We start from the raw sequence: 25,969 nt of genomic DNA on the forward strand, positions 1-25,969 counted from the left end.
CTCTCCGATGACGCCGATCACTACACTTCACCGCCTGTTTCCGGTCATTCTCTTTGCCACGTCCTTCTCACTCGCAGGTTGCCGGCAATCCGGGGAACTGGAAACCGCTTTCGACTATGCAACCGAAGAACAGATCCAAGCCGCACAGCGACGTGACGCTGACGAAGCCAACGAAGAAAAAGTGGCAAAAGCTGAAGCCGAAAACGAAGAATAACGGTTTCTGTAAAGCCCGGGATTCACCAAGCGCGATCCACCGTTGACCTTGATGAAATCGCTCGACCGGACAAGTTTTCTTTGCGTACCCGCTAAACGGCCTTCAAACTGCTAATATCAAACGTACGATAGTCGTTTCAACCGTACGTGAGCGAGGACCAAAGGTTGACCAGTCGAGAGCTTGACCAAAAAGCGGCGATCATGATCGTCATCGAACATCTAGGCAACGTCCAACCGGGCACCAAATGCTCCGCCGTGTTCTTCGACACCGAGCGGATTCGCAGGGAAAAAGAATTCCACGCCAAACTCTACAGCCAAAACGGCGTTCACGATCCGGAGATCCGCCGAGCAATGGTCGCGTCCAATGTTCCCGATGACCCCTATTGGCTGGTCTCGCTGAAACCCAGCGCTAATGCTCCCGGATTGGCCCCACGTCTCTATCGCGTCGACGACCGAACAGGCAGTGTGTTCGTCGAACCCACTGCCAAATAGCAGTCTTCTGTCGATCAAGCCTCGTCTAACGCTTCTAACCTCATCGATGCGGGTTCCGTCAAGACTTACGGTTTGGATTCAGATCATCATTCGACGGGCTTTGCCCCAGCGACTGCGCAGAAACCGTCGCGAACGCCAGCCGACGAAACTTAATCTCGGACGTTGACGAAACACCTGGCGCTAAAATGAAGAACACTTTCGCTCGACTGCGAACCGATAGACGGCAGGAGAGCTCAATAAGTGATGTGGCATTCTAACAACGCGATTGAATCGAGAAAGTAAGATGAGCTCATCGCCCGGCGTCCCCATTTGGCAAGTCGACGCATTTACAGACCGGCCTTTCGGCGGAAACCCAGCGGCCGTCTGCCTTCTCGAACAATTCCCGTCAGACGAATGGCTGCAACAGGTAGCCGCCGAGATGAACCTATCGGAGACCGCTTTTCTAGTCCGGTCGGCTGTTCATAATCAATTTCATCTTCGCTGGTTTACTCCTGCCACCGAAGTCGACCTGTGTGGGCACGCGACGCTTGCTTCTGTCCATTTACTGATTGAACAAAGAATCGTGACGATGGATCAGCCCATCCGATTCCAGACACGTAGCGGTGAACTCGTTTGCTTTCACAGTGAACGCGGAATCACAATGGACTTTCCCGCAACGCCACCGAAAGGCGACGTTACTCAAAAGCTCGCAGAAACGTTGCTAACCGCACTTGGCCTCGACCATGGACGCGTGCTGAACAGCGACTTCGATCTCCTTGTCGTCGTCGAGGAAGACAGCATCGTTCAATCACTCCACCCAAACTTTGATGCACTCGAGAAAATTGAAACGAGAGGCGTCATGGTGTCCGCATCCGGCGGTCCCCAAAACATCGACTTCACCTCACGGTTCTTTGCGCCTCGGTGCGGCATCAACGAAGATCCAGTGACCGGATCGGCGCACTGCTGCTTGGCACCATTTTGGGCTCAACGCCTTGGCAAGAACAATCTCGTCGGTCTGCAGGCCTCGGCACGTCAGGGAATCGTTCAATGCAATGTCGTCGGTGATCGCGTCCATCTGTCTGGTCCGGCGATTACGATGTTCGAAGGTCGATTGCTGAGCCACCCCTTCGAATGAACCTCAATTGCTCACGCTTAATTCGTGAAGCCGCGCTGAATGGTTAAACAACATCGGTTTGCAACTACAGACAAACCACTCAGACGACTCTAGCGTTTCGTTCACATCTGAAATCTGGATTAGCCGATTGGCGTTAATCACGGTTTCGTAGTACCAACCGACACTGAAGCCCGTCAGTTGATGAGTCGAGACCAAACATTTGGTTTTGACGGAGCGCGTTCAGCGTAACGACCGAAGGTCTCGTAGGTACTGCTCAAATTCACGCATCGCCGGTTGTCCTTGCCGAACAACACAGACAGCGGGTGGTGAAAAACTGATTTGCCCCTTGCCCCCAAAGGCTTCCCAAGTCTCAACCGCTACCGAAGTTTGAGCGGCCTGAAGAAAGTGGCTAGCGTCTCCGTTGATGACCGCAAACCCGATTGGGATTCGCTGCGTGGAAAGTGATTCTTCGGCTTCTACATCATGTTTCACGACTAGCTTCTTCCCCTCCTCAACCCAAGTGCAGCCGAATTGTAAAAGAATTAGATCCAAGGCGTCCTTTGCGGAAACATTCGTCAGTTGAGCACTCACGTAGACTCCTTCTGGGTCCAAGCCAATGCTCGAGAGCCCACTGGAAAACTCGATCGGGATTGAGATTTGCTGACTGATCGATTTCAAGCAATCTTCAAGCAACATCTCCTTTCCCGTCACGGTGACACTACGCAAGTCCAACGGATGCTCGTAACGATGCGGCACGGGATGTCGTTTGAATGATTTGATGATTTTCCGATGTACCGTGGGACTCTGTGTGATCACATACACCGGAACCAGCGGGCAAATCGTCCCACGCCCTCCCAACGCCTCCCAGCTATCAGGCTGAACTTCTGAGATGCGACTCATAACGCTCGTATAATCCATCCTCGGTGTCGGAAACCGATAAATCCATGTTTCATCGAATCGGTCCATCGAATCGGTCGAACTCACCACCAGGACGGTCTGCGTGTTGCACCAGAAACAATCGATCGCTTCCAACGATTCGTCAAGTTGATCCTGCAGGCTTTCGTGACCGGCTTTCAAAGTTACCGGCATCTCTTTGTGCAGACCAACACTCTCCAACCCTCGCTCGTCAATGAACACGGGAATGGATAACAATTCGTAGAGGTCGTTGAGCTTGATCTCGGCAGGCGGCAATGCAGGCCCTGCCAAGGCTTTCCTGATGGCGTCGGCAGTCGCATCCGGAGACACTTTTGTATCTTTCGGAGCACTTGATCGTTTCAGGTAGATCCGATCTTGCCCGCTCAACTTGCGAATCGGAACGGAGATCTTTCGTCCATCACTTGTCAGCAACTCGACCGATTCATCGCCAATCGTTACAAGCGCCGCCTTCACCGAAAAACTCCCTGTAACATCTCGCCAGATACGTTCATTACCTTCCTGCCCATCGGCATCCATGGCGCCCCAATTCAAGAAGACGGCGGTGATCAACAATTGCATTATCAAGATCAAGCGAGCACCAATACGCCATCGCTCACATACTGCTCGTTCACACACTGAGGGAGTCAATTGCGCTGCCATACCTCTCTCCTTTCGCGAGTGTCTTCGATTCCAAGGCGTTGCTATTGTAAACCCGCGTCGGACAAGATTGCATAGCGACGGACGCTGTTAGCTGCCTTTCTTGACCAGCAACAGGTCGCCGTGAGGTATGACCCGGAAAAGCAGGGTGTCGGCGGTGAAGGCTTCTAAATTAAAGATCACACCGTCGACAGTGAAACTGCACTGCAGGCTCATTTCGTAAACGGGTGGCTGCGCAAGAACATTGCGGCCTTCCGAGCCCCGCGATGCCGGAAAATCCCCTGACTGTGAGATTACTTTCCGTTGTTCAAGAGCGGGTTTCATCGCGGCGAACTGAATCGACGGAATCGCCAGCCGTTGTTGGTCTGCGACTGATAACAAAGAAATTGACACCGACTTCCCCGATACATCCAACATCGCTGTCCCGCTATCCGGCGTACTAAGCACCAGACCTTTGATCGTGATCTTGGGCAACGCCGGCAAACGGTTCGGCGAGGCTGGGCGCGCGGTCGACCGCCGTCCAGCATCGGACGATTTTGGTGTCGATCGTTCTGCCTGGGGCAAATATTCCAAAATGCGATTCGATGGTGCCGTGGGATCTCGGAACTCCGGTTGTTCAACATTCTGTTCGTTCGGCGGTGCAATCACCTGTCGCATCAATGCAAAAAAGTCGGCAGCCGTGGATCGATCGGACGTGTCATGTGGCTCTTGCGATGAAGCGTTCTGGGGCATCGCCAATAACATCATCGCGAATGTGATTGGCACAAACAAATATCTGAGGGAGCATGTTGCGGATCTCCCCTCGATACCTTTTTCGTTCGTTGAAGTGCAACGACACATTTGTCGAAAGCTCGACTTCGATCGCATGACGACACGGCAAGAAAATGGTATTAAGACGATTGGATTTATCACTTGATCAACCTCCGGCCGCAAACAAAGCCATAAAGAACGCAAGGTAGACATAACCAACGATTCCACCGACGACCACAATCGTCAGTGGTTCGATCAATGCACTCAACTTCTTGATAGCGGCTTGTAATTGAGCTTCATGAAATTCGGTGACGCGGGCTAGGACTTCGTCAAGCTGCCCGGTGTTCTCACCTACCGCGACCATACTCGAAAGCATCGGCATATACCCATGCTTTTGTGCCAACGGGGGAGCCAACGCGCCGCCTTCCATAACGACCTCACGTGCAACCGCAACGCGTGACGCGAGGTGGGTGTTTCCGTGCAACCCTTCGACGGTTCGCAACGCTTCCAACACTGTGATCCCGCTGCGCAGCATTACACCAAGGGAACTAGCGAACGTGACGGTCCCGGCTAGACGGAGTACTTTTCCCATCACCGGGATACGCAGTAACCAGCGATCGACGATCACACGCGCCTTCGGTACTCGATACGTCAGCGTCATCGCGATGGTCACCGCCACCAATAGGATTGCCACTGTGATTCCGTTGGTTCGAATCCAGATCGATAAATTCAACAACGACTGGGTGATCGCGGGCAGGCGACGTCCAATCGACGAGAGAAACTTTTCAAGTTCAGGAATCACGAACACGACCAGGTAGCCCGCGACGCCGATCGCAGCGATTCCGACAAATGCCGGATAAGCAACGGCGGTACGAACAGCCGACATGTTTTCACGCCGGGCAGCCATTTGTTCGGCAGCCCGTCGAAGCACGATGTCTAGGTTTCCGGTTGTTTCGCCGACGCGGGCCAATTGAACGGCAATCAACGGAAAGCACTTGTGCCGCTGCATCGCTTCGGCCAACGAGTCTCCTTCTTGGATCTCCTCGGACACCTTTTGCAGGATCGTTCGCATCGATTGTGATGTGGTTTGCTCTGCCGCAGTGCCGAGTGCCTGTAAGATCCCCAATCCGCTTTCAAGCATCACGGCGACCTGTTCCAGCGCGACTTCGACCGTGATCGATCTTGCGGGCAAGCGATCGAGTGGATTGCGAAAGGGCAACAAATTCGCTGGTGGTTCTTGCGACTTCGCCGAAATCAAACGCTCACCCTGCGACTCCAGGATCGAACGCAGTGCGGCGAGCGACTCGGCGGCCATCCGGCCTCGCTGGATTTTGCCTTCCTGGCCTCGCGCAACATACGAATACTCAGGCATCACCAGACCACAACGGCTTCGAGGACTTCTTGATAGGTCGTCATGCCGGCGAGTAGTTTCTCAACCGCATCATCCATCAGCATCGAACGTTTTCGCTCGCGTGCGTTGGCCAGCAAAGCTTCTTCCCCGGCACCATCGGTGATCAACTTAGCAACGCTTTCGTCACAATCGAAACACTCGATCAACGCGATCCGACCGTTGTATCCACGTCCCGCACAATAGACACAGCCTGACGCGTCAAAGATGGTTGCACCCGCGATCGTCGGCCGCTCAAGTAAGCTCGCTTCGTCTTCGCTGATCGTACGCGGCGTTCGGCACTTCGGGCATAAACGCCGAACCAAACGTTGAGCCACGGCCAGCCGCAACGTTGCGGCGATCAAGAACGGCTTGAGCCCCATGTCCGCTAATCGCGTGACGACACCGGCGGCCGTATTGGTATGAAGCGTGCTGAAAACCAGGTGACCGGTCAGCGAAGCCTTCACTGCGATCTCTGCGGTTTCTAAATCGCGGATCTCACCGATCATGACCACGTCCGGGTCGTGCCGTAAAATACTTCGCAGCGCCTTTGCAAAGGAAACTTTGTCGACCGAATCGATTTCAACTTGTGAGACGTCTTCCATTTCGTATTCGATCGGGTCTTCCACCGTAATGATGTTTCCATCACGGCGTTTTAAAACCTCGTCAATCGCGGCGTACAACGTCGTACTCTTTCCGCTGCCGGTCGGACCGGTCAACAAGACCAACCCGTGCGGACGAGTGATCGCCCGTTGGAATATTTCGAGATCTCGATCGCTCATCCCGATGTTCGTCAAACTGAGCGCTCGCCCCAAACCGCCAAGCAATCGTAAAGTGACGCGTTCACCGAACCTTGTCGGCAACGTCGCCACTCGCAAGTCCGTCTTGACCTGTCCGGGTCCCAAACGTGCGGTGAATCGGCCGTCCTGTGGTGCTCGTTTTTCTGCGATGTCCAAACCTGACAAGACCTTCAAGCGACTGACCACGGCGCCTTGTAACTGACGTGGAATGGTGGAATACGATTCCAGTTTTCCGTCCACTCGCATCCGCACCATCATCGCGGTTTCGTTAGGCTTGAAGTGAACATCGGAAGCACCGCGCATCGCGGCCGCCTCCAACACCTCCTCACAAATTGCGACGGCATCGTCGGATTCAACCGTCGCTGTTTCGCCTCCACGACTGGACTTGGCTGACGAAGTCGACACACTTCCGTAAACTCGCTTGATGGCCGATCGCAAAGATTCTGGTTCGGCGGTCAATAGCCGGACTTCGTCATCGAGCAGCCGTGTCAGTTGACGCTGGCAAGCGGTGTCTTCGATGTCCGCGCAAGCGACGATGATCTCACCTTGAAGTTTGCACAGCGGAATGACCTGCTTTCGCATCGCGAGCGATGCAGGGATCTTAAGTGCCCATTTGGGATCGACACGAACTTCGTCCATGTTCAGTTCGTGATACTCAATCAAGCCCATCGGTGCGGCATTCGACCCAGCATTGACCATCTCTTCTGGGTCAGCAATCGTCTTATCGTGGTTGCTCATCGGTGTCCCTCTGCCCGCATCAACCCGATGCGTCCGCCACCACGTTTCAATCGCATCAAGCGATCCTGAACAATCTGCGGATTCTGTGCATAGGCGGTCGCCGTCCGCTCGCTAATCATCCCCGCAAGCATCAACTCGGCAAGGTTCTGATCAAGCGTTCGCATTCCGGCCGAGGCCCCCGATTCGATCGATGAGAGGATTTGGGCGCTCTTACCCGAAGCGATCAAGTTGCCAATCGCGGAGTTGACACGCATGATTTCACTTGCCAAGACGCGGCGGGCAACTTGACGCGATCCGGCTTTCTCATCCGCTTCGACCTTTGCACCATCGGCAACCAACAAATGTTGAGCGATCACGGCCTTGAGCACTAATGCCAATTGTCGACGGACACCCGATTGCTCATCTGCCGGGAAAACGCTGGTGATCCGTTCGATCACGCCCACACAGTCGGGAGCGTGGACGGTGGCAAACACCAAGTGCCCGGTCTCAGCGGCAGTGATTGCCGTACGGATCGTTTCGATCTCACGAATTTCGCCGACCAAAATCACATCGGGATCTTGCCGCAGCGAAGCAACCAATGCGTCGTTGAATGATTCGCTGTCGATGCCGATCTGACGTTGATTGACAAGCGACTTCTGTGACGGATGAAGGTATTCGATCGGGTCTTCAATCGTGATAATATGAGCTTGATGATCGCGATTGATTCGATCGATCAATGTCGCCAACGTTGTGCTCTTGCCAGACCCGGTCGGACCGGCAACGATGACCAAACCGTCTTTCAAGTCACTGAGTTCATAAAGCGAATCGGGTAGTCCAAGCTCGACGAGCGGCCGAATATGTTCATCCAAACGCCGGATCGCGATCGCCGTTTCTTTTTGCTTCCGATAAAGATTGAATCGAAACCGACCGCCGGCCTCCGAGGTCGCACCGTCGATCGCGCCTTGACTCCACCCTTCAAGGTCACTCCCAGCCAACACACAAGCTAGCTGCAGAACGTCATCTCCAGATAACACCGGCCAAGCCAACTCGCGATTGAGTCTGCCATCCGCCCGATAGAACGGCGGCTGCCCCGGACTGAGGTGCAAGTCGCTGGCCCCAGTTTTGACGCAGTGAGTCAACAGTTCTTTGAGCAATTCAGACGCAGACGACATGGTGAGACTGACGGGGGATTGACTGGTCTGGTTCGGCGAAACGTGTCGAACGGTTGAATTTGGCGTTGTGCTCACGTCTTTAGCTACCATTCGTTACTTGTCATGTTCAACTGTCATTGGGACAAATCGAGATTGCATTTTCGCTGCGATTCGACAAGTCAACTGAAAATAGATGTCATCGCTCGGCCGACGACGCCTTTACACGCTCCGAACACCACGGCTTGTGCCGACAGCCTTCTGCGACTGCAACGCTCGTGTGTTCGGCTCACTGTATTCGCATTGCAACATTGACCATTTGAAGTATTTGTGAACGACGCCGGGTATCGACTTCACACCAAAATCACCAATGTCCAAACCCGATCGTTTTGTCTTACCGTTTTAGATTCGAGTTCCATCGGTTCCATCTGCAACGACAACGGCAGTACGTTTTCCTGCTGGCGGGCAAGGCTTTCGAGTGCGTCGCGTAAGTTTTGAAACCGCCCCCGCAAACGAACCTTATAAACTTCTCGTCCGTCAGTCAGACTATCCCGTCTCGCACCATTGTCGTTCGTCCCCTCGGTCAACAAATCGATGACCGGACGGAGAGTCTTTTCGGCCCATTCGGACGCCCCCGTATCTGGCCCACTTTCGAGCACTTGCAACTGATGTAGTTCCAACAAATGAGTCACGCCTTGCATGGTCGCCGCGGGAAGAGATGCTCGGGTCAACTGCAAACGCATGTCGTCGCGGCGACGCAGAAGATCACTCTCGACCGCCTGCAGTGCGACAAGTTCCGCGTCGATCTCCCGTGACTGTTTCATTGCTTTGCTAGACGCGATCATCGTATCCATTAAACCACGCTCAACTTCTTGCTGACCTGCGGAGAGCGCCTCGAGGCGTCGCTGAACGCTTTGCAATCGTGTTTGCTGTGGCCTGTGGAACATGTAGCCGTAACCGATCAGTACCAACGCTATCGGTGCGAGCATATTGATCTTGCTAGGGCTCGGTTGCTTTTTGATTTGATTCATCGCTGCGCCACCTGCTTTGATTCGGTTGTCTCCGAAACCACCGCGGTGGGATCGGCTGAAGTCACCGGCATCACACGATCGGAGACATCCAAATCAACTTCGAAATCGACCAGTGCCATCTCGTTGCGTTCCGTCTGGGCGGGATGAACTTTCCAACCGTGAGGACTGGCAAAGACTTCTAATTTGGTTGTGAATTCAGTCACGTCTTGATTGCTGACCGCCATCCCTTGCACCGTGACCGTTTGGCCATCGCTAAAGACGCCACGTACCCACAGGTCATCGCGATGTGACTTCGCGATTGACGTCACAAGTTGCAGCCATCGAGTCTGCTGAAATTGACGCATCCGAGTCGCTCGACTTAGGTTGGCTTGCAACAGCGACGTGCGAGCTTGCAGATCAGCGAGCGTATTTTTTTTCTCCGCCAACTGCTTCTCCGACGCAGTAAGCATCTTTTTGTCGGTCGACATTTTTTTCTTTTGAACGTCAAGTGTTTCAACTTGCGCGGTCAACACTTCAAGCTGACGAGCAGACGCGGAATATAGCGCAACGCAACCGATGGCGGCGACAAGGCCCAAACCGCAGGCCACCACGGTCGCCGTTTGATTAGACATCGGCAACGTTTCGCTGATCGCTACCGGCGGGCTAGCGAGGTTGCCTTTTCGATCCGCCCGCAACGACTCGCCAATCGACTCAGCCCAAACCTGAAACGCAGCTTCGCCAACAATCTCCCTCGCGCTGGGAGAGTCAGACAGAACTACTTCTGAATTCACGTTTTCATTCGTTAGCGAAAGCATTGTGCTTTTGCCAATATTCAGATTCCCTCGCAGTGGTCCATCGGTCACCCAGGTCACTTGTTCGTCGGAATCTTCGCCTTCGCCGCACCAATTATTTAGTTGAGAGCGATTGCGTTGCGTGCTGAGATTTCCAAGCGTGATCACGTCGCGAACATCCGAACCGGCGCCTTGCAAGCCGAGCGTCATTTCACCGAACGCCTGCAATAGTCGCCATGAAGCTTGTTCGGAACCGTCGAATCGGATGCGATTCGGTAAACCGGACATGGCCGCATGCCCCATGCCCGCCAGCTTGCCGCCGAACTGCGCAACGGTTTGCTTCACATCATGCCAATCGGACTGCGCGATCTGTGTCACCCACCAGCGGAGGTCGCCGGTTTCATCCGGTGGCAACGATCTGATCCCTAGACGTGAATCGAAGGCCGAGATCCCCGAGTAAGTTTCCGCCTCGAGAGCGATTGCCTGTTCGAGTTCATCACCTTCGAGCGAACGCGCTAAATCGGGAGCGAGATGAATCACCCCGGTCCAAAAGTCGGCCGACAGTACCCACACCTCGCCAGTCTTCTTCGGCCCCAGCCGAATCGCCGCATCAGCAAGCGTCGCCGTCGACTCGCCCATAATCCGATCGCGCATCCATAGGTTCTTGACCTTGGATCGGCGTCCTGGGACGACATCAATCCGAGCAACCTGCGTGCTGGTGATCAGGAGGAGAGTGAGTTGCTTTGGCATGAACGCTTCAACTTTAATCGGATGCAGGCTCGTAAAACCGGGATGATCGGGATCGCGAATCAATTGAAATGAACAGGTGGCATTCCACGTGTCACATCAACATATTTGTAGGTTGAAGATTCTTCGATCAGTCGAACGCCGACGGGGACATCAAGGAACACCTTTAACGTCGTCGTAGATGTACCGTCTTCGGTGAGTCGCTTAAGAGTGCCGCTGTTTGCATCAGGAATGTACAGAGAGACAGCTCCCATAGGCGGTGTACCAAACATCACGGAGACATCGACGTAGGCGGAATCCAAGAGCGTGTTGTCCGTTGTGCTAACCGTTGGATCAAACTCTGACGGAACTGCTAGAACATTGGCAGTCCCAGGCTGAACCACATGAATCGCGTCGAGCACGAACCTTGAAGCATCCTGAGGATCTGGATTACTCGTGTTTTCAATGAAATCCGTCCCCCATCCCGTTGTGAACGTCGTGGCTTGCAGGTAGGGACCGCGCCACCCACACGGAAGCCCATCCGTTGATGAGGCGATTCGCTGGACGCCGTAATCAACGCCCCTCGCGAACTCGAAGAGATTCTTGGTTGGGTCCGCTTCGTTGACCGGCTTCACAAGAAGTTCGTTGAGACTGCGCGGTAACCGTCCCATGTCACTCACAAAGCCCTGAACGGCAAGAGACCCGTCACCTCTCCGCACAGGCGGCAGCGTCACAATGGCATCACGAATGTGCCCCAGAGTCTTCTTCGTCGCTTCATACCTCGCTTGATCTTCGATCGGTTCAAGCGACTTGACTGCAACGCCAGTCAGCGCGGCGAGGATCGCGAGGACGACGACGAGTTCCAATAGCGTCAGGGCGGCCCTTCTCGCGTCATCGCGCATCCTCTGTGATCCTCCCGGAAGGAGGTTGATCAAGTTTGCGCACACCCGGCGGGAGGGCCATGAGTCGTTATCGTCGCAACGTGAACGAAACATATTCGTCGTCTCCTACCAAGACGCCCGTGGTATCCGCAACGAGTGCGGCCGTCGAAACATCATGCTGAATATCAATCCTGCCGTTCGAGCCCGCCGAGACTACTCGGCAATCGACCGTCGTTCCATTGTCGATCGCCTGGACAATTAGAGGGCGAGACACCACTCCCGAACCGGCCTGCACCGCACTGAGCACAGCCGGGCCACTGACATTCCCGTAAAGAGTCGAAAAGTTTGTTCCAGTCATGTGGTTGCCATCCGTGTCGATATCACCAGCGGAGTCAAAATACCTGCCCGTTGGCTTGAACAGGTAAGGCCCATTCCATCCGAGGCGAGAATCGGGATCGAAGGTGACAACCAATTCATCGCCAAGCACTGCGGGGTTGTTGGCTGGGTTCTCGAAGAGCCACCGGACTTGAAAACGATTGTTAGTATTTGCAAGCGCAGTGGTATCGCTGTCGCTGGCCGCCGTCGCGGTACCTCCGGGCAGTGAAACGTATTTCGTATCCAACCAATACTGCATCATCGCATCACGGACTGCGACCATCGACGCGCCGGTGGCAACCTTCTTTGCGGTTTGTGTCGTCGAGACAAATCGCGGCATGACCAATCCCGCCAGCGCGACCAAGATCGTCATTACGACGACGAGTTCGACCAGCGTTAAAGCGTTTCGATTTTGGCTCGAAGAATCTTCCATCGAATCACCTGACAAGATCGCCGACTGATTTAACAATGTCGAGAAACAATAGCACCATGTCGCCCGGCGGAAAGCGGAAGCCGGTTCGCGTTCATCCTTCCTCGGGGAGGGACGTCTCGTCCACTCTTTCACTCTTCCAAAGTCGTCCGCAGATGGACGGGCCGTGACGGTAACGACAGGTCGGGTCCTTAGCCGCCTCGCCCTCGCCCACCGCGGACGGTGTTTGACCAAGCGACCGACGGCAGGACTCAAGCCCAAACCGTCGGTCACCAGAACGTCCATCCGTGGATCGTGATGTAGACGATTAAATCTGCTGATCTTCGTAGTACGCCCGAATATGTGCCTCGGCACCATCGAATCCGTCGGGGTGGATCGAGCACGCACAGACGAACTCGGCCTTCTCATCACTGGTCGCGAAGATCACGCAGTAACGCTGATAAAAATCGACTGGATTCATCGCATCTTCCCCGCCAAAGTGCGTCGGTGCCTCTGTCATTAGCCCCGTTGGACCAACAGCATCACAATTATTACCGATTCCAAAGACTACAAACTGAACGTCAGCACCAAGCCGAGCCTGGTACTTTGCCACATCAATACCAAGACTCTCAACCGAAGGCCCCGCTGGATTGATCACCGCGACCGCCTCTCCGTCAGCGAGTTGCCGTGCTGTAGCGAAGTTAACCGATGGATCATTCGGGACCGAGTCGAGCGTGGCACTATCGGGAACAGTGACGGCAGTGTGGTCATAGACATGAGACACACCGATGGCAACAAGATTGGCCGCCTGATCGGCAGTCAAAGTCCCTTGCAACACCTCTCCACCGGCATCCGCCCCCGGTAATTGACTGAACAACCCGCCGCCCTCAAGAAGCGAATCGTAGCCATTGGGATACTTCACATCGCCGGTATAGCTAGTGATCCACAGCTTGTTGATCTCTGGGATCGTGGTCGAGCACTTGGCGAAGTGCGTCTTGGCCAAGAAGTTCGGCAGCATTGGGACAATCAGTCCGCCAAGGGCGACCAAGATCGTCAACACAACGACCAATTCAATTAATGTCAAACCGGAGCGTCGCTGGGAATCACGTGCGTGAAGCTCTCGCATATCCATTCGTCAAACCTTCATTCACTCGGAGCAATGAAATCTTCGATTCATGGCGGTGACCCGATCGGCCAGATGGATCACTCCTATCCCGAACCGATCGCGACCAACGATCAACCTTCCACAAATTGTAGCATCTGCTACGGTTTCCGATTGTAGCAGTGGCTACGGATCAAACAAGAGGGTTCATATGAAATTCATCGATCGCCCGTACGTTGGTATCGATACACCTTTGAATCCACCGCCCGCGATTGGGACAACCGCAGCGTTAAAGCATCGTCTTTGCCAGGACAGACGAGACCGACGGAGACACGAATCTCCCGCTCGCCGCGGTGCCGTCTGTTGCGGGACTCGGTGATGCAGTCCCATTGGACCAACCGAATGGCGTTCGCATGGTTTCAGCGCAGTTTCCGGCGCTGATGCCAGTCGTCGGGTAAGCCGAACCCAAACGTTGGGCCTAGTCGGAGCACTGCAGCATTCAGCACACGGCTTCCGGACAGACCGTCGACGCCACATGACTTCCATCACCGAACCGGGATTGGAGCGGTAGATGCACGAGCGAGATGAATCTAATTCGTGTCAGATTTCATCGTTAAGTCGTCGGGTCAACGCTTGCAGTTTTTCGAGCGTTTTGGGGCTGACATGATGCTCGATACCTTCGGTATCAAGCGCCGCGGTGGCTTCATCCACCCCCAAGGCGAGCAAAAATTCATGGACAATCTGGTGGCGTTTCCAAGATTTCTCAGCAAGTTTTTTGCCTTTGGCAGTCAATGTGATCGGTCGATAAGGCTCGGTTTTCAGCAATCCCTCGCCGACTAATCGACCAACGATACGGGACACGGTGACATGACTAACACCGAAAAAACCGGCCAAATCACCGACCCGGCAATTCCCTTTTGAATCTATGAATTCGGCCACCGCTTCCACATAGTCCTCCGCTGTCTCAAGCGCGTGATCACGTCGTGTGCGCTGATGTGGATCGGGCTTTGCCATTGGGGCGCGAGACTTGGGCGACAAAAGAAGACGGGATTTTGCGAAGCAGATTGAGAGTCTAGCACGAGACTCTCTCTCAAACCATCGGCCGCGTGACCGCTGATATTCGAGTCCCCCGCCGCTAGCAACAGCTGCGATCAATCGATCACGATGAAACCGAAGAGATTTGTCATTTGTCATCTGTCATGTTTCATTTCCAAGGAGCATACCAACCAAAACGCCGCAACATCGGCCTCGTCTTCCATACCTCCAATGACAAGTCACGATTCCGCCTGTCTGGATCGTCGCGAACACGAACAAACGCGCCCCACAAAACCCGCAAAACCAACTCAAGCCGCAAGGTCAGAGACGCCGATACATGCTTCTGGGTCGGGTCCACCATTGGAGTTCCTATACGATGAAGGTACGCCTGTGCGTGCGATCAAACACGTTGCTTTGCTATGGCTTTTTCTGGGGGTAATCTCGGATTCTTCTCATGCCCAGCAAATCACCGATCTGCCCGTAGAGGAGTTTTCTCGCTCGCCGCAAACGGCCCGTGAACGTGGCGATCTATTTCGCAGACAACTGAACAGTCCTACCGGGGAACGCGGTGAATCCGGTCTCAATTCGCCCCAGAATTCCGCGCGAGTCCTCCCCGAATCTGCGACTCGCTTGATCACCAAAGTCGAATTCGACAACGTTCCCCTCGCTCAGGCGATGCAAACGCTTTCGAAAGAAGTCGGGCTGAATGTCATCTCCAGCGCCCAGGCGGGCCAGCAGCCGATCACCGTTTACCTTGAAGAGGTAACGGCCATCGATGCCATTGACGCCATCGTCAAAGCAAATGGGTTGTTCTACCGCATTGAAGATCAATCTGGCATCATCCGGATCGCAACGCGAGATGAATATGTCAGCGACCTGACCAACTTTCGTGAAGAAGAAACGCGAGTCTTCACGCTGTTGTATCCCAATCCAACGGCGGTGGCACAAGCGATCCAGCACATGTATGGAAACCGTGTACAGCTCAATCAGGCTGACAACGACTTTCAAGATTTGATCGAACTGACACAACGATTCAATAAGTTCGACATCGTTGACGGGCGAGCGTTGGGACTGGGAACGTTCGGCGGAGGTTTGGGTGGCAGCGGCTTGGGAGGCGGCCTAGGTAGTGGAATCGGGGGCGGACTTGGTGCTTTCGGCGGTGGTTTGAACGGAATCGGCGGCGGCCAAGGGGCGTTCGGTTTTGGTTTGACAAATCGCTCGCGGTCACGAGTCAACGTTGCCGCCGAAGCAATCGAAGAACGGGAAGAGCAACGAGAGTTGTTCAAAGACGTATTACAGGAGATAGAAAACGCTCGTGGCAATGGCGGATTGACAGACGAGCAGCAGGCTGAGATCTCGCGTCGTAGTCAAGCAACAATCTTCGTTTCGACCATCCGCCGAAACAATCAAGTCGTAGTTCGAACGAGCGATCCCAATACGATGGAGCAAATTGCTCAGTTAATCGCGCAGTTGGATGTACCAACGCCAACGGTCCTGTTAGAAGTCAAAGTATTGCGAGTCGAATTAGCCGACGGTCTCAACAGCGCCTTTGAATACTTTGGCGGTGACACCGATGTCGCGGGAGCGTTTTCCGACGGGACGCCGTTTAGCGTTCCACCTGCGGTTCCTTTTCCGGGCGGAACCGCCGTATCGCGAACGCTTGGGGAAGGTTTGGGAATTTCCCGCAACGTCCCTGGCGCTCTCACCTTTCAAGTGATCGACGATAACTTCCGGTTTCGTATGCAATTACTGGAAAGCAAAAACCGAGTCACGGCCTTGGCATCACCTTTAATCCTGACCGCCAACAACGAAGTCAGCCGTATTTTTGTCGGTGACACGCTACCGTTCACCGTGGGATTTACACCCGGGCAGATCGTCGGCGGCGTAGTTGGGGGTGTCGGCGGGGCGGTCGCTCCGACTCCGATTACCGAACTACGCGATGTGGGCCAATCATTGTTGATCACTCCTAACATCAACTCTGATCGTACGGTGACACTTCGAATCGTTGAAGAGAATAGCGAACGTATTCTCGGTGGCGCTTCGATTCCTGTTCCCTCCACCGATGGCACAACCGTGACCACCGTGAACGTGGACACGGTCCGCAGGAGAAGCGTTACCGGAACGGTAGTCGCCCAAGACGGGATGGCGGTTGCGCTGGGCGGCTTGATCGAAGAACAGGTGACCGACACGCGTGATCAAATCCCGATTCTCGGTGACATCCCAAAGATCGGTTTCCTGTTCCGTCGGCAGGCAACCGGACGGCAGCGCAGTGAGTTGATCGTGATGGTTCGACCATACATCTTCAACACACCTGCCGAAGCGGCACAACGAAGCCAATGTGTCGTTTCCGAAAACTCCTTGCATCCCAGTGGTCCGGATCCTGTCGGCTCGATGAATACCTACTTGCCTTGCGAAGTCATCCGTCCCGACCCGGAATGTACTGACCGAGCCTGCTTACTCCGACTGCACAATGTGGTTCCGGCGATCTACTAGTGTCTCGTCTCGACCAAACGTTTGGGTTCGACTTATCAGCCGACGGGCGTTGGCCCCGGTTATATTGCGGAAACCGTGGTTAATGTCATCCCGCTAAACCTTCATTCAGATGTTGAGGCCACACGAGGGAGGACGATGCGATGCCAAATACACTCATGAAGCTGCCGACTTACTCCCGGACATTTCGTATCGATGCCGATCATCTGATCGCGTGTCTTGCGTTTTGCAGTTTTCTCGTATCAAGCAGCGGATGCACGCTCGTTTCCAAGCGGCTCCCCGACAAAAATGAAACCGCATCACCCCAAGCTTCGATCGGTGACCGCGCCGAAGCAGCGTCGAGTGCCATGCGAGTATCAAACCCTCCGGCACAACAGATACGCTTCGACGGACAAGAACAATTGCTCGGCGGAGGCTCTTGCCAAGCGATGCCGCCAAAGGATTTGGCGAATCAACTTACCGAGTTGATCGAACAAAAGAAGCTCCGCTCCGCGGCTACCTTGGTACAACTTCATCAACGCTCGGCCTGCCGGTTACTACTCGGCCAACCGGCACACGTTCAGCCTGACGTCTCTGCCGCAGTGTTGACACTTGTCTCGGACGTGATCGACGACGGAACCGGCAAGACGAATTGGCGAAGCCTTGTTGATCGCTTCCAGACCGATACGACGCGAGCGTCTCAGTGGCACACTACCCTCGCATCGCTAGGTGCGTCCGGCGAAGTTTCCTCAACATCTCAGGATCAGATTCACCGGTTAAAGCTGCTCTCTTCAGAACTTGAAAGTCCGTTGCTGCAGATCGAATCGTTGCGATTGGAAGGGCAGTTCCGAATCGCATTGGGGAAAACTTCTTTGGCACTTGAATCCCTGGTCTCTGCCGCAGAATTGGCCGCTCAGCATGGCCTCTCAAACTTGGCGTCTGACCTATGGTTGATGTCCTGTGAAGCGTCGCTACGACTTGACCAAATCGAACAGTCACGTCAGTGCTGGAACGCTGCCGTTTCCAGCGGGCTCGCTTCGATGCATACTCGAGGCGCGAACCAAGGTTTACCGACGATCGATACGGTGTTCTGGGAACAGGCAGTCCGATTGGCACATCCCGGTGACAGACTACCGAAAGAACTTACGGTCACGTTGGCTCCTTGGCATTCACGCCTCGGTATTCGAATGGACGGTTCATTGACGCCAGAAGTTGCCCTTTGGTCGGCGATCGCGGAATACCAGCTCGCAACTGGCCAGCCTCATCTAGCATCGCTTTCGATCAAGCGAGCCGAAACGATCGATGCGACGTCAACCCAAGTTCGATCGTTCCTTCAAATCGCGCTTGCTCGATCAATGGCCGCGCAAGGACAACAGGCGGTCGCCACGACAATTTTGGGCACATTGACCGAATCGGATAATCCACGAATCCGAGCGTCGAGTCTGGCAACACTCGGCTCGATCAAAATCCAAAGTGGCGCATACGAACAAGGAAGCAAATTTCTCGGACAGGCGCTGTCGATCCGTGGCGCGGAAGACTGGCCAGGAAGACTGGCCGCCGAAGCAGACTTGGCGAATGCCCGTTTGATCATGGGCGATCTTGATAACGCATTGCAAAACCTGCATGCCGTTCAAGCACAAATGCTGAAGGACAATCGGTGGCAATCTCTTTGCCAATCACTCGCCAACGAAGCCGCGATCCTTCACTTGGAAGGCCGAAAGGAAGAAGCCGAGCTGATTCGCCAACGGATCGATTCGATCGAAAGTCGAATGCTCTAGTGTTTCGATCCAGTTCGCTATTAGGATTAGCCGATCGGTGTTAGCCACGTCTTCGGTGCAACGACCGGGGCTGACGCCCATCGGCTGATGAATCGAAACCGAACACTTGATCTAGACGAAGGAATCGGTCTCCACCAGAGATTTGATACCGTCTGGCTTCCAGGCGCTTGAGAGCCTCGCGTTCACTACTACGAGCGAGCGAATCAATGAAGCCCAAACGCCGTACAGAGTTCATCAATCACTTGGTCGGACATTGCTGATACTTCGCCGATCGCTCCCGCATTGATTACCGCTTCTGCGGTCGATTCGAGAACTTCCAATCGATCGAAGGCATCGAGGACAGTCGACCCGGTAACGAGTACGCCGTCGTTCTGCAACATCGCGGCCGGATTCGAAGCCGAAACGAATTCAGCGATTTGACCATCATCTTGATACTGAATCCCATAGGGAACTCGCTGAACATCACGCAAAAAGACATAGCTTTCTGGAATCGTGCGGACATCCAATGGAACATCAGTCACGCTGAACGCCGTCGCGTTCACCGGGTGGGCGAACACGATCGCATGAACGCCCGGATGCTTCTTGTAAACAGCTTGATGAGCGCGGGCGGCCCGACTCGCTTGTTTTCCACCTTCACGCTCGTTACCACGTACGAGTACGAAGTCGTCCGCTTGCAATAGTTCGCGGTCTTTCTGGGTCGGTGTGATCAAGAATGAATCCTCACTAACCCGTGCGGAAAAACTCCCTTCGGTGCTAATCAAAAGCCGCTGACGGCAACCACGCCGCACGAAGTCACATAGCTGTTTTCTCAGTTCTAGCTCACATCCAGTGGCATCGTTCGGCGCATAAGAGACAAAATCAACGCTACGATTCGCCGCTTGATTAAGCTGCATCTCATCGAGAAACCGCACGTCGCCAAGCTGATTGGCCTTGATCAATGTCTTTCCTGCAAACTCGAACGCTTCGAATCGTTCGAACGCCGCCGCCAGGTTATCGCCCCCAACAACCACGCCGTGATTCTCTAAGATGACGCTGTCACATCCGTTTGAAAACGTCTCTGCGATACTCTCGCCTAGTGCTTGACTACCGGGACAAGCATATGGTGCGAAGCCAACTTTCCCACAGACCGAATGCGCTTGATGGAACAGCCGTGTGTCAGGTAATTTGCGACAAATACTGAACGCAACCAAGGCGACGGGGTGGGCATGGACGATCGAGCGAATATCCGGCCGCGCATCATAGATCGCTTTGTGAAATGGAAATTCACTCGACGGCGGATGTCGTCCGTCAGTCGTCCCGTCTTCGTGAACACAAACGATATCACTACGGGTCAAGTTGCCTTTATCCACCCGTGCGGGCGATATCCAAATGTCGCCAGCCGAGTCGCGGATCGAAATGTTGCCACCTGAAGTGGTTGTCATCCGATACCGATAGATACGATCCATCGTCCGCATAATCTCGTCACGTGGATGAATGGTGTTTCGTTGACTGCTCATGATATGATTCGAGATAGTTCAAGGTTATCCGAGGGGACGCACAACGGACGTACTGCGGTAGTAATCCATGAGCGTTTCGACTGAAAGGACGCCACCCCCGATGCCGCTTTTATTGACCCCACCGTACGGCACACCATGTGCGAAAACGTTGTGTGCGTTGATCCAACTGTTCCCGGCAACCATCGATTCGGCCACACGATTGGCCCGTTCTTTGTCCTTGGTCCAAACGCTATTTGCCAATCCGTAGTCGGTATCATTGGCCATTGCGATTGCCTGTTCTTCGGTTTCGAATGTCGCAATGTAAGCGACCGGTCCGAAAATTTCTTCGCGAGCAGCGACGTTGTCTAGCGAACCGGCGAGCAACGTCGGTTTGACATAATTTCCCTCGTATCCTTCGACCTGGGCCGGACCGCCTCCACACAGACATTCGGCTCCCTCATTCTTGCCTTTGTCTTGATAACCCAGCACGCGCTGACGTTGCTTTGGGTTGACGACCGGGCCCATTTGGCTACTCGGATCAAGTGGGTGACCGATCTTTACGTTCTGCATCATTGTTTTGCAGTGCCCGACAAATTCGTCGTAGATGTCTTTTTGAATCAGCCAGCGCGTCGCATCGCAACACACCTGCCCCGTGTGGAAGGTAATCGCTCCTACGAGTGCTCTCGCAGTGGCTTCGACGTCGACATCATCAAAAACGACGGCCGCGCCCTTGCCTCCGAGCTCTAATTTGACGGGAACGAGATTCCTTCCGCAGGCTTCACCGACCAATTGCCCGACTTCGGGAGACCCCGTAAACGACATACGTTTAATCTGCCGGTTCTGTGACAATGCGGCACCGGCGGTCGCACCGCGTCCGGTCACAACATTGATTACGCCATCGGGTACGCCGACCTCCTTCGCCAATTGTGCCAGATAGATGGCCGAAAGCGACGTATCCTCGGCGGGCTTGATCACGACCGTGTTGCCGGCGGCAAGTGCCGGCGAAATACCCCAGCCAATCAGTAGGAACGGAAAATTCCAAGGAAAAATAAACGCGCACGTTCCCCAAGGCTGCTTCACCGTCCAAGCCTCGTGTCCTTCGACATCAAGCTCAGTTCGTTTTTCGACGTTGTCGGCCAGACCGACGAAATAACGTAACGTGTCAACAAAGTTTTGGACGTCACCGGCCGCTTGGCCCTGAATTTTCCCGGCATCGAGTGCTTCGATTTGGGCGATGATCGATTTTCGTGATTCAACCGCATCGGCAAGCTTCAGTAAAATTCCGCGACGCTCTTGTTGTGAAAGGGCTGCCCATGCCGGAAAGGCTGCGTCGGCTATGCCTACGGCACGATCGATCTCCGACGCATTAAGATCGTGGATGTCGGCAATCTTCTCACCAGACCCCGGATCGATGGTCGCAATCAAGTTGCCGTCCGCATTGGGAAAATTTTTCCCTCCGACGAACCCCTGCAGCGGAGACTGGCTCAGGAACGTTTCGACTTCGGGCAGTAACGTGAGTTGAAGCGCAGTGCTCATTAGATTCTCGCTTGATCCGGGTGTGAATTTGGGTCCGCGACAGCATACCGATTGCAGATACCGGTGCTGCAATGTAGGCGACTTTAATAGCGAAAACCTTGACGATCGTTCCCCTAACTAGCACGATCGTCCCACCGGAGACTTGGCTTTCTGCCGTCCCTAAAATTCGGGCTGGACCTCTACACCACAAATTGTAGGGCATTCTGCGTCCGGCTTCGGCCGACTGTTTAGCACAGCAAGGAATGGCGAATCCGACGCCGACGGCGTGACATCACAGAGCGATCATCGATCAATCCCATCGCTTTCATTCGGTTGAATCGCTGCTTCCGTAACGATTCCCAACCGGTACGATAGCGGTCGTAGTACTTTTCGACGTTCTTGCGCGGCGCGTGCAGTGGGCTGTGCGGGGCATTGATTGCGACGTAAGTGAAGAAGGGCTTCCCTTCCGTGACCGAAGCATCAATTTGCTCGATCGCATCATCTGTGAAAGCGTCAGTGCTGAATCAACCCTCTTCCTTCGGCCGCCAAACGATCTAGATTCGGCGTATCGATTTCTCCACCATAGCAACCGAGGTCCAAAAAACCGACATCGTCCGCGACAATGATCAAGATGTGGGACGTCAAACTCACTCACCAGTTCGTCACAGCCTGCTCCCGGTACGATTTCGGGGCCGCGAATGATCAGCGGCACACGCAGGCCGAGGTCGTACTGCGTCATCTTGCCGTGCTGAAACGTCGGACCATGGTCGCTCATAAAAATGACGATCGTGTTGTTGCTGTCACCGGATTGGTCAAGCACGGTCAATGCTTGTCCGGTCAAGGTTCTATCTTTTCTGTTTTCTATTTGTTCCTGGTCTCTGCTGATTTGCCGCTGGCACAGCATCACGTTTCCCCTCGATGTACCAGTCGAAGTACTTCGCAGCCTGACGACTCATTGCTTCGGATCGTTCAGCCCAGATGCCAGGCGGAGACTGAGTGTTGGCCCAGGCCTGAAGATCCTTATGAAGGGACGATGCAATCTCAGGTGATTCGTTGAGCAGATCGTGAGTCTCCTCGAAGTCGTTTTCCAAGTCGAAAAGATACTCGCGCTCGTCGGCTCGGACGTACTTCCAACGTCCTTTGCGGATCGCTGACTGACCGAGCCAACGCCAATACAAAGTCTCATGGGGTTCCGCCTCGTTTTCTCCAGTTAAGAAAGGGACTAGGTTTACACCATCGAGCACCGGATCATCAGGTAGACCGGCCAAGGAACAAGCGGTGGCACCGACATCGAGCGTGATGACCGGATGCGAGTAAACTTGTCCACCGGGAATCGTCCCTTTCCAGTGAACGACGAACGGAACCCTGATGCCGCCTTCGGTCAACATTCCTTTTTCACCGTTCATCGGATCGTTCAGCGAACCATCCCAGCCGGGACCGCCGCCGGGTGCGTCCAGTTTTTGAATTTTTAGCGGTGCGCCGTTGTCGCTGATCACGAAAATCAGCGTGTCTTCTTCGAGTTCATGCTCTCGCAGCGATGCCATGATCCGGCCGACTCCATCGTCGACCGCCGACAACATTGCCAACGCCTGACGTCGACGCTCGGGCATTTCTCCGGGGAAACGATCGAGGTACTTCTTCGGTGCATCAAGCGGTACGTGAGGCGCGCGACAAGCGAGATAAAAGAAGAATGGCTTTTTGTGAAATCGATCAATGAATGTGCAGGCGAAGTCAGAAATCATGTCGATGTGATAACCGCCGCCCCGTTGCTCGTTTGCCCGGACGTCTTCACCGTCGAGATTCATGTTCCAGTGCCCCGGTCCGTTGCTGTTCTTGTGAAAGACCTTGTCGAAACCATGAGTCGCGATTCGATCGGCGAGGCTCGGCCCAAGGTGCCATTTTCCCGCCATGCCCGTGACGTAACCGACACTCTGCAAACGCTCGGGGATCGTCTCGAGTTCATCGAAACGTTTCATGGTCGCCGCATCTTTGAATTGTGGGTTCGATTCCAATCCCCATTTCGTTTGGTATTGACCACTGATCAGTCCTCCCCGAGATGGCACACATTGTGGCGCGGTGCAGTATCCATCGGTCATTCGCACGCCGCCCCTCGCAAGCGCATCGATGTTGGGCGTTTTCACATCATCAAAAACTCCTTGGCAACTAAGGTCCGAATAGCCATGGTCATCGGTGTAAATGACGATGATGTTTGGCTGCCGTCTGCCGTTTTGCGAAACCGGTTGTGATGCATCCGATACCTTGGGAATGTTCAACTGATACAGTGTCGAACCATCCTCGCCAACGAGTTGGATGTCCGAAATCCTTACCTCGCCGTTGCCGCGTGTGGGGTCGATTCGTACTGCAAGCACAGGGTTCGTCGCGGCGAATTCGACCGCGTAGGCATGTGTTTTCCCGTCGTGTTCGACATTGAACTTATCGCTACGATCGGCGTTGAACGGTCCAGCCCCTTGCTCCTGCCAGAACACCTGGCCGTGTCCGTTCGAACTCGAGGCCATCGTGAATTGCAGCGTGTAGGAACCGGCGGGGAGCGGATCGGTGAATGTGTGACTCAGGTACGGGTCACGTCCAGTGCTCTTGACGAGCAACATCCCCTTTGCGGCGGACAAAGTGCAAGTGCCTCCCGGTCGCCATCCTGCGACGGGCGTGCCGGCAGCCTTTGGTTTTCCACCGGACGGCTTCTTACTTGCGCCGCCTTTCAGTTCCGCTTTGCCTTCGTTGGTGAGATCGTATTTCGATGGGTCGAAATTCGGATTCGCCAGCGGGCACGCGGCCTGTGTTTCACGGAGGTGTTGTTCGATGAGTGCGTCGAGTTGCTTCACGCGTTCGGGGAACTTTTGAGCGAGATTGTTTTGTTCGCCGATGTCATCTTTCAGATAAAACAGCTTGTATCGGTGACCGCCATTTTTACCGCCGTGGAAGATACGGATTAGTTTCCAATCGCCGGCGTGGACGCTGACCGACGGTGGCAACCAATCCGGCACGCCCGGCCCGTGTGGGAAGTACGTAAAAATCCCTTCGCGGTCCAGTGATTCGCCTCGCAATGCGGGGACAATACTGACCCCATCGAATTTCTGGTCGGGCTTTGCATCGATCGACAACAGCTCTAGTAGAGTCGGATAAAAATCGCTGCTCTGAATGATCGCGTCGCTACGCGAGCCGGCTTCGACAGAGCTGGGCTGAACGACGATCGCCGGCCCTCGCACGCCACCTTCGTACATCGTTGCCTTGCCACCTCGCAACGGTGCATTGCTGGTCGCCGTTGCACCATCGACCAGGTTGTACATGTTCCCGCCGTTGTCGGACGCGAAGATGATGATCGTGTTGTCGGCGATCTTCAGTCGGTCCAACGTGTCGAGCAGGGTGCCTAACGCATCATCCATACTTTCGATCATTGCCGCGTACGTCGGGCTGCGCTGCGGGTCATTCGGATCGACAACTTTTCGGTATTTGTCGATCAATGCTTTTTTGGCATCGAACGGAGCATGCACACTGAACATCCAGTAATTCAGAAAAAACGGTTCGTTCTGATGCTCTTCCATGAAGGCCACGGCTTCTTTCGCCATACGGTCTTCCAAGTGCTCGTCCGGAATGTGCGGATCATGATCAAAGTCCTTGAATTTCCAGGGAGCGACATAGCTACCCGCTGGTCCAGGTCCGGGATGGTGAGGAACATCGACATCAAATCCATGCTCCAGTGGCGAGTAGGGTTCCGGCCCCAGGTGCCACTTGCCAAAGTGCCCCGTCGCATAGCCGTTGTCCTGAAACATTTCGGCCAGGGTGTAATACCGAGTATCTAGACGGGACACGCTTTGGGGTGTCGTCGAGAATTTGTTCGGCGCCGCACTGGTTGGTACTGTCGGTCGAAGAATGACCTTAGGAAGGTGGCACGTCGGTGCCGTGATGCCGTGCCGCGCGGGACTCAATCCCGTCAGCACGCTCGCTCGCGTCGGCGAACACAACGGGCTGGACGAATACGCCCGGGTGAACGTCATCCCCCGTTCTGCCAGTCGCTGAATGTTTGGCGTCCGGTAAAGATCGGTGGTGCCGAACAGCGTCGTGTCGCTCCAACCAAGATCGTCTGCCAAGATGAAAACCACGTTCGGCTTCGGCTGATCGCGAGAGGCGTCGTCCCCAATTACAACACTCGCGTTAAATCCGGCCAGTATGAATAGGGCAGTCAAATATATTTTTGATTTCAAGGTAGGGCTCA

General features: G+C 54.5%; 21 protein-coding genes and 1 pseudogene. 5 read left to right on the forward strand and 17 right to left on the reverse strand.

Features of this window, described 5'->3' with window-relative positions; all coding sequences use genetic code 11:
• Positions 1-7 precede the first annotated feature (7 nt).
• The 3 genes from FYC48_RS03010 to FYC48_RS03020 all read left to right on the forward strand — a co-directional run bounded on the left by FYC48_RS03010 (position 8) and on the right by FYC48_RS03020 (position 1,819).
• Positions 8-214, forward strand: coding sequence for a hypothetical protein (locus FYC48_RS03010; protein ID WP_149495187.1), 207 nt, complete (start codon positions 8-10; stop codon positions 212-214).
• Positions 215-414: 200 nt separating this feature from the next.
• Positions 415-705 carry a hypothetical protein gene (locus tag FYC48_RS03015; protein WP_230777857.1) on the forward strand — a complete coding sequence of 97 codons (291 nt, stop codon included), beginning with the start codon at positions 415-417 and terminating at the stop codon, positions 703-705.
• Between the two features lie 283 nt (positions 706-988).
• Positions 989-1,819 carry a PhzF family phenazine biosynthesis protein gene (locus FYC48_RS03020; RefSeq protein WP_149495189.1) on the forward strand — a complete coding sequence of 277 codons (831 nt, stop codon included), beginning with the start codon at positions 989-991 and terminating at the stop codon, positions 1,817-1,819.
• A gap of 219 nt (positions 1,820-2,038) precedes the next feature.
• On the opposite strand, the gene FYC48_RS03025 is transcribed toward FYC48_RS03020, so the two are convergent.
• From FYC48_RS03025 to mntR, 11 genes are all read right to left on the reverse strand, one after another.
• Positions 2,039-3,292 (reverse strand): SHD1 domain-containing protein, encoded by a 1,254-nt coding sequence (locus FYC48_RS03025; protein ID WP_160149293.1) that lies wholly within the window; start codon positions 3,290-3,292, stop codon positions 2,039-2,041.
• 168 nt (positions 3,293-3,460) lie between these two features.
• Positions 3,461-4,135, reverse strand: a complete 675-nt coding sequence (locus FYC48_RS27565; RefSeq protein ID WP_160149294.1) for a hypothetical protein — start codon at positions 4,133-4,135, stop codon at positions 3,461-3,463.
• Positions 4,136-4,286: 151 nt separating this feature from the next.
• Positions 4,287-5,492, reverse strand: a complete 1,206-nt coding sequence (locus FYC48_RS03040; protein WP_149495193.1) for a type II secretion system F family protein — start codon at positions 5,490-5,492, stop codon at positions 4,287-4,289.
• On the reverse strand, positions 5,492-7,045 hold the full coding sequence (locus tag FYC48_RS03045; RefSeq protein ID WP_149495194.1) for a GspE/PulE family protein: 1,554 nt from the start codon (positions 7,043-7,045) through the stop codon (positions 5,492-5,494). The genes FYC48_RS03040 and FYC48_RS03045 overlap by 1 nt, the downstream gene beginning before the upstream one ends.
• On the reverse strand, positions 7,042-8,196 hold the full coding sequence (locus FYC48_RS03050; protein WP_149495195.1) for a type IV pilus twitching motility protein PilT: 1,155 nt from the start codon (positions 8,194-8,196) through the stop codon (positions 7,042-7,044). The genes FYC48_RS03045 and FYC48_RS03050 overlap by 4 nt, the downstream gene beginning before the upstream one ends.
• Before the next feature lie 329 nt (positions 8,197-8,525).
• Positions 8,526-9,203, reverse strand: a complete 678-nt coding sequence (locus FYC48_RS03055; RefSeq protein WP_149495196.1) for a hypothetical protein — start codon at positions 9,201-9,203, stop codon at positions 8,526-8,528.
• Positions 9,200-10,723, reverse strand: a complete 1,524-nt coding sequence (locus tag FYC48_RS03060) for a PilN domain-containing protein (RefSeq protein ID WP_149495197.1) — start codon at positions 10,721-10,723, stop codon at positions 9,200-9,202. Before FYC48_RS03060 ends, FYC48_RS03055 begins: the two co-directional genes overlap by 4 nt.
• Positions 10,724-10,782: 59 nt before the next feature.
• Entirely contained in the window at positions 10,783-11,601 is an 819-nt protein-coding gene (locus FYC48_RS03065) for a hypothetical protein (RefSeq protein WP_149495198.1), read from the reverse strand.
• A 67-nt stretch (positions 11,602-11,668) separates the two neighbouring features.
• Complete coding sequence (locus tag FYC48_RS03070; RefSeq protein ID WP_149495199.1) at positions 11,669-12,388, reverse strand: type II secretion system protein; 720 nt, start codon at positions 12,386-12,388, stop codon at positions 11,669-11,671.
• Positions 12,389-12,692: 304 nt separating this feature from the next.
• Positions 12,693-13,490 carry a type II secretion system protein gene (locus FYC48_RS03075; RefSeq protein ID WP_160149295.1) on the reverse strand — a complete coding sequence of 266 codons (798 nt, stop codon included), beginning with the start codon at positions 13,488-13,490 and terminating at the stop codon, positions 12,693-12,695.
• A 576-nt stretch (positions 13,491-14,066) separates the two neighbouring features.
• Positions 14,067-14,480 carry a manganese-binding transcriptional regulator MntR gene (gene mntR / locus FYC48_RS03080; RefSeq protein WP_149495201.1) on the reverse strand — a complete coding sequence of 138 codons (414 nt, stop codon included), beginning with the start codon at positions 14,478-14,480 and terminating at the stop codon, positions 14,067-14,069.
• Positions 14,481-14,891: 411 nt separating this feature from the next.
• Here mntR and FYC48_RS03085 point away from each other — a divergent pair, with 411 nt between their 5' ends.
• Positions 14,892-16,994, forward strand: a complete 2,103-nt coding sequence (locus FYC48_RS03085; RefSeq protein ID WP_149495202.1) for a type II secretion system protein GspD — start codon at positions 14,892-14,894, stop codon at positions 16,992-16,994.
• Positions 16,995-17,134: 140 nt separating this feature from the next.
• On the forward strand, positions 17,135-18,748 hold the full coding sequence (locus tag FYC48_RS03090; RefSeq protein WP_149495203.1) for a hypothetical protein: 1,614 nt from the start codon (positions 17,135-17,137) through the stop codon (positions 18,746-18,748).
• Positions 18,749-18,951: 203 nt separating this feature from the next.
• Here FYC48_RS03090 and FYC48_RS03095 read toward each other — a convergent pair whose 3' ends face one another.
• The 6 genes and pseudogenes from FYC48_RS03095 to FYC48_RS28270 form a co-directional block, all read right to left on the reverse strand.
• Positions 18,952-20,244, reverse strand: coding sequence for a class II aldolase/adducin family protein (locus FYC48_RS03095; RefSeq protein ID WP_149495204.1), 1,293 nt, complete (start codon positions 20,242-20,244; stop codon positions 18,952-18,954).
• Positions 20,245-20,268: 24 nt separating this feature from the next.
• A complete protein-coding gene (locus FYC48_RS03100; protein WP_149495205.1) occupies positions 20,269-21,759 on the reverse strand; it encodes an aldehyde dehydrogenase family protein in 1,491 nt (496 codons plus the stop codon).
• A 227-nt stretch (positions 21,760-21,986) separates the two neighbouring features.
• Complete coding sequence (locus FYC48_RS28255) at positions 21,987-22,232, reverse strand: sulfatase-like hydrolase/transferase (protein WP_315853765.1); 246 nt, start codon at positions 22,230-22,232, stop codon at positions 21,987-21,989.
• Between the two features lie 19 nt (positions 22,233-22,251).
• Positions 22,252-22,389: a sulfatase-like hydrolase/transferase gene (locus FYC48_RS28260; protein ID WP_235034042.1), complete on the reverse strand. Its 138-nt coding sequence runs from the start codon at positions 22,387-22,389 to the stop codon at positions 22,252-22,254.
• A 43-nt stretch (positions 22,390-22,432) separates the two neighbouring features.
• Positions 22,433-22,642: pseudogene (locus tag FYC48_RS28705) on the reverse strand (sulfatase-like hydrolase/transferase); the annotation flags it as partial.
• On the reverse strand, positions 22,584-25,958 hold the full coding sequence (locus FYC48_RS28270; RefSeq protein WP_235034043.1) for a sulfatase-like hydrolase/transferase: 3,375 nt from the start codon (positions 25,956-25,958) through the stop codon (positions 22,584-22,586). The pseudogene FYC48_RS28705 and the gene FYC48_RS28270, both read right to left, overlap by 59 nt.
• Positions 25,959-25,969: the final 11 nt, after the last annotated feature.

Source organism: Roseiconus lacunae (assembly GCF_008312935.1).
Taxonomy (GTDB): Bacteria; Planctomycetota; Planctomycetia; order Pirellulales; family Pirellulaceae; genus Stieleria; species Stieleria lacunae.

Bases quoted from the DNA above. Each gene is read 5' to 3' on its own strand.
- FYC48_RS03010 (WP_149495187.1), top strand. From the start codon at position 8: ATGACGCCGATCACTACACTTCACCGCCTGTTTCCGGTCATTCTCTTT.
- FYC48_RS03015 (WP_230777857.1), top strand. From the start codon at position 415: ATGATCGTCATCGAACATCTAGGCAACGTCCAACCGGGCACCAAATGC.
- FYC48_RS03020 (WP_149495189.1), top strand. From the start codon at position 989: ATGAGCTCATCGCCCGGCGTCCCCATTTGGCAAGTCGACGCATTTACA.
- FYC48_RS03025 (WP_160149293.1), bottom strand. From the start codon at position 3,292: ATGCAATTGTTGATCACCGCCGTCTTCTTGAATTGGGGCGCCATGGAT.
- FYC48_RS03040 (WP_149495193.1), bottom strand. From the start codon at position 5,492: ATGCCTGAGTATTCGTATGTTGCGCGAGGCCAGGAAGGCAAAATCCAG.
- FYC48_RS03045 (WP_149495194.1), bottom strand. From the start codon at position 7,045: ATGAGCAACCACGATAAGACGATTGCTGACCCAGAAGAGATGGTCAAT.
- FYC48_RS03050 (WP_149495195.1), bottom strand. From the start codon at position 8,196: ATGTCGTCTGCGTCTGAATTGCTCAAAGAACTGTTGACTCACTGCGTC.
- FYC48_RS03055 (WP_149495196.1), bottom strand. From the start codon at position 9,203: ATGAATCAAATCAAAAAGCAACCGAGCCCTAGCAAGATCAATATGCTC.
- FYC48_RS03060 (WP_149495197.1), bottom strand. From the start codon at position 10,723: ATGCCAAAGCAACTCACTCTCCTCCTGATCACCAGCACGCAGGTTGCT.
- FYC48_RS03065 (WP_149495198.1), bottom strand. From the start codon at position 11,601: ATGCGCGATGACGCGAGAAGGGCCGCCCTGACGCTATTGGAACTCGTC.
- FYC48_RS03070 (WP_149495199.1), bottom strand. From the start codon at position 12,388: ATGGAAGATTCTTCGAGCCAAAATCGAAACGCTTTAACGCTGGTCGAA.
- FYC48_RS03075 (WP_160149295.1), bottom strand. From the start codon at position 13,490: ATGCGAGAGCTTCACGCACGTGATTCCCAGCGACGCTCCGGTTTGACA.
- mntR (WP_149495201.1), bottom strand. From the start codon at position 14,480: ATGGCAAAGCCCGATCCACATCAGCGCACACGACGTGATCACGCGCTT.
- FYC48_RS03090 (WP_149495203.1), top strand. From the start codon at position 17,135: ATGCCAAATACACTCATGAAGCTGCCGACTTACTCCCGGACATTTCGT.
- FYC48_RS03095 (WP_149495204.1), bottom strand. From the start codon at position 20,244: ATGAGCAGTCAACGAAACACCATTCATCCACGTGACGAGATTATGCGG.
- FYC48_RS03100 (WP_149495205.1), bottom strand. From the start codon at position 21,759: ATGAGCACTGCGCTTCAACTCACGTTACTGCCCGAAGTCGAAACGTTC.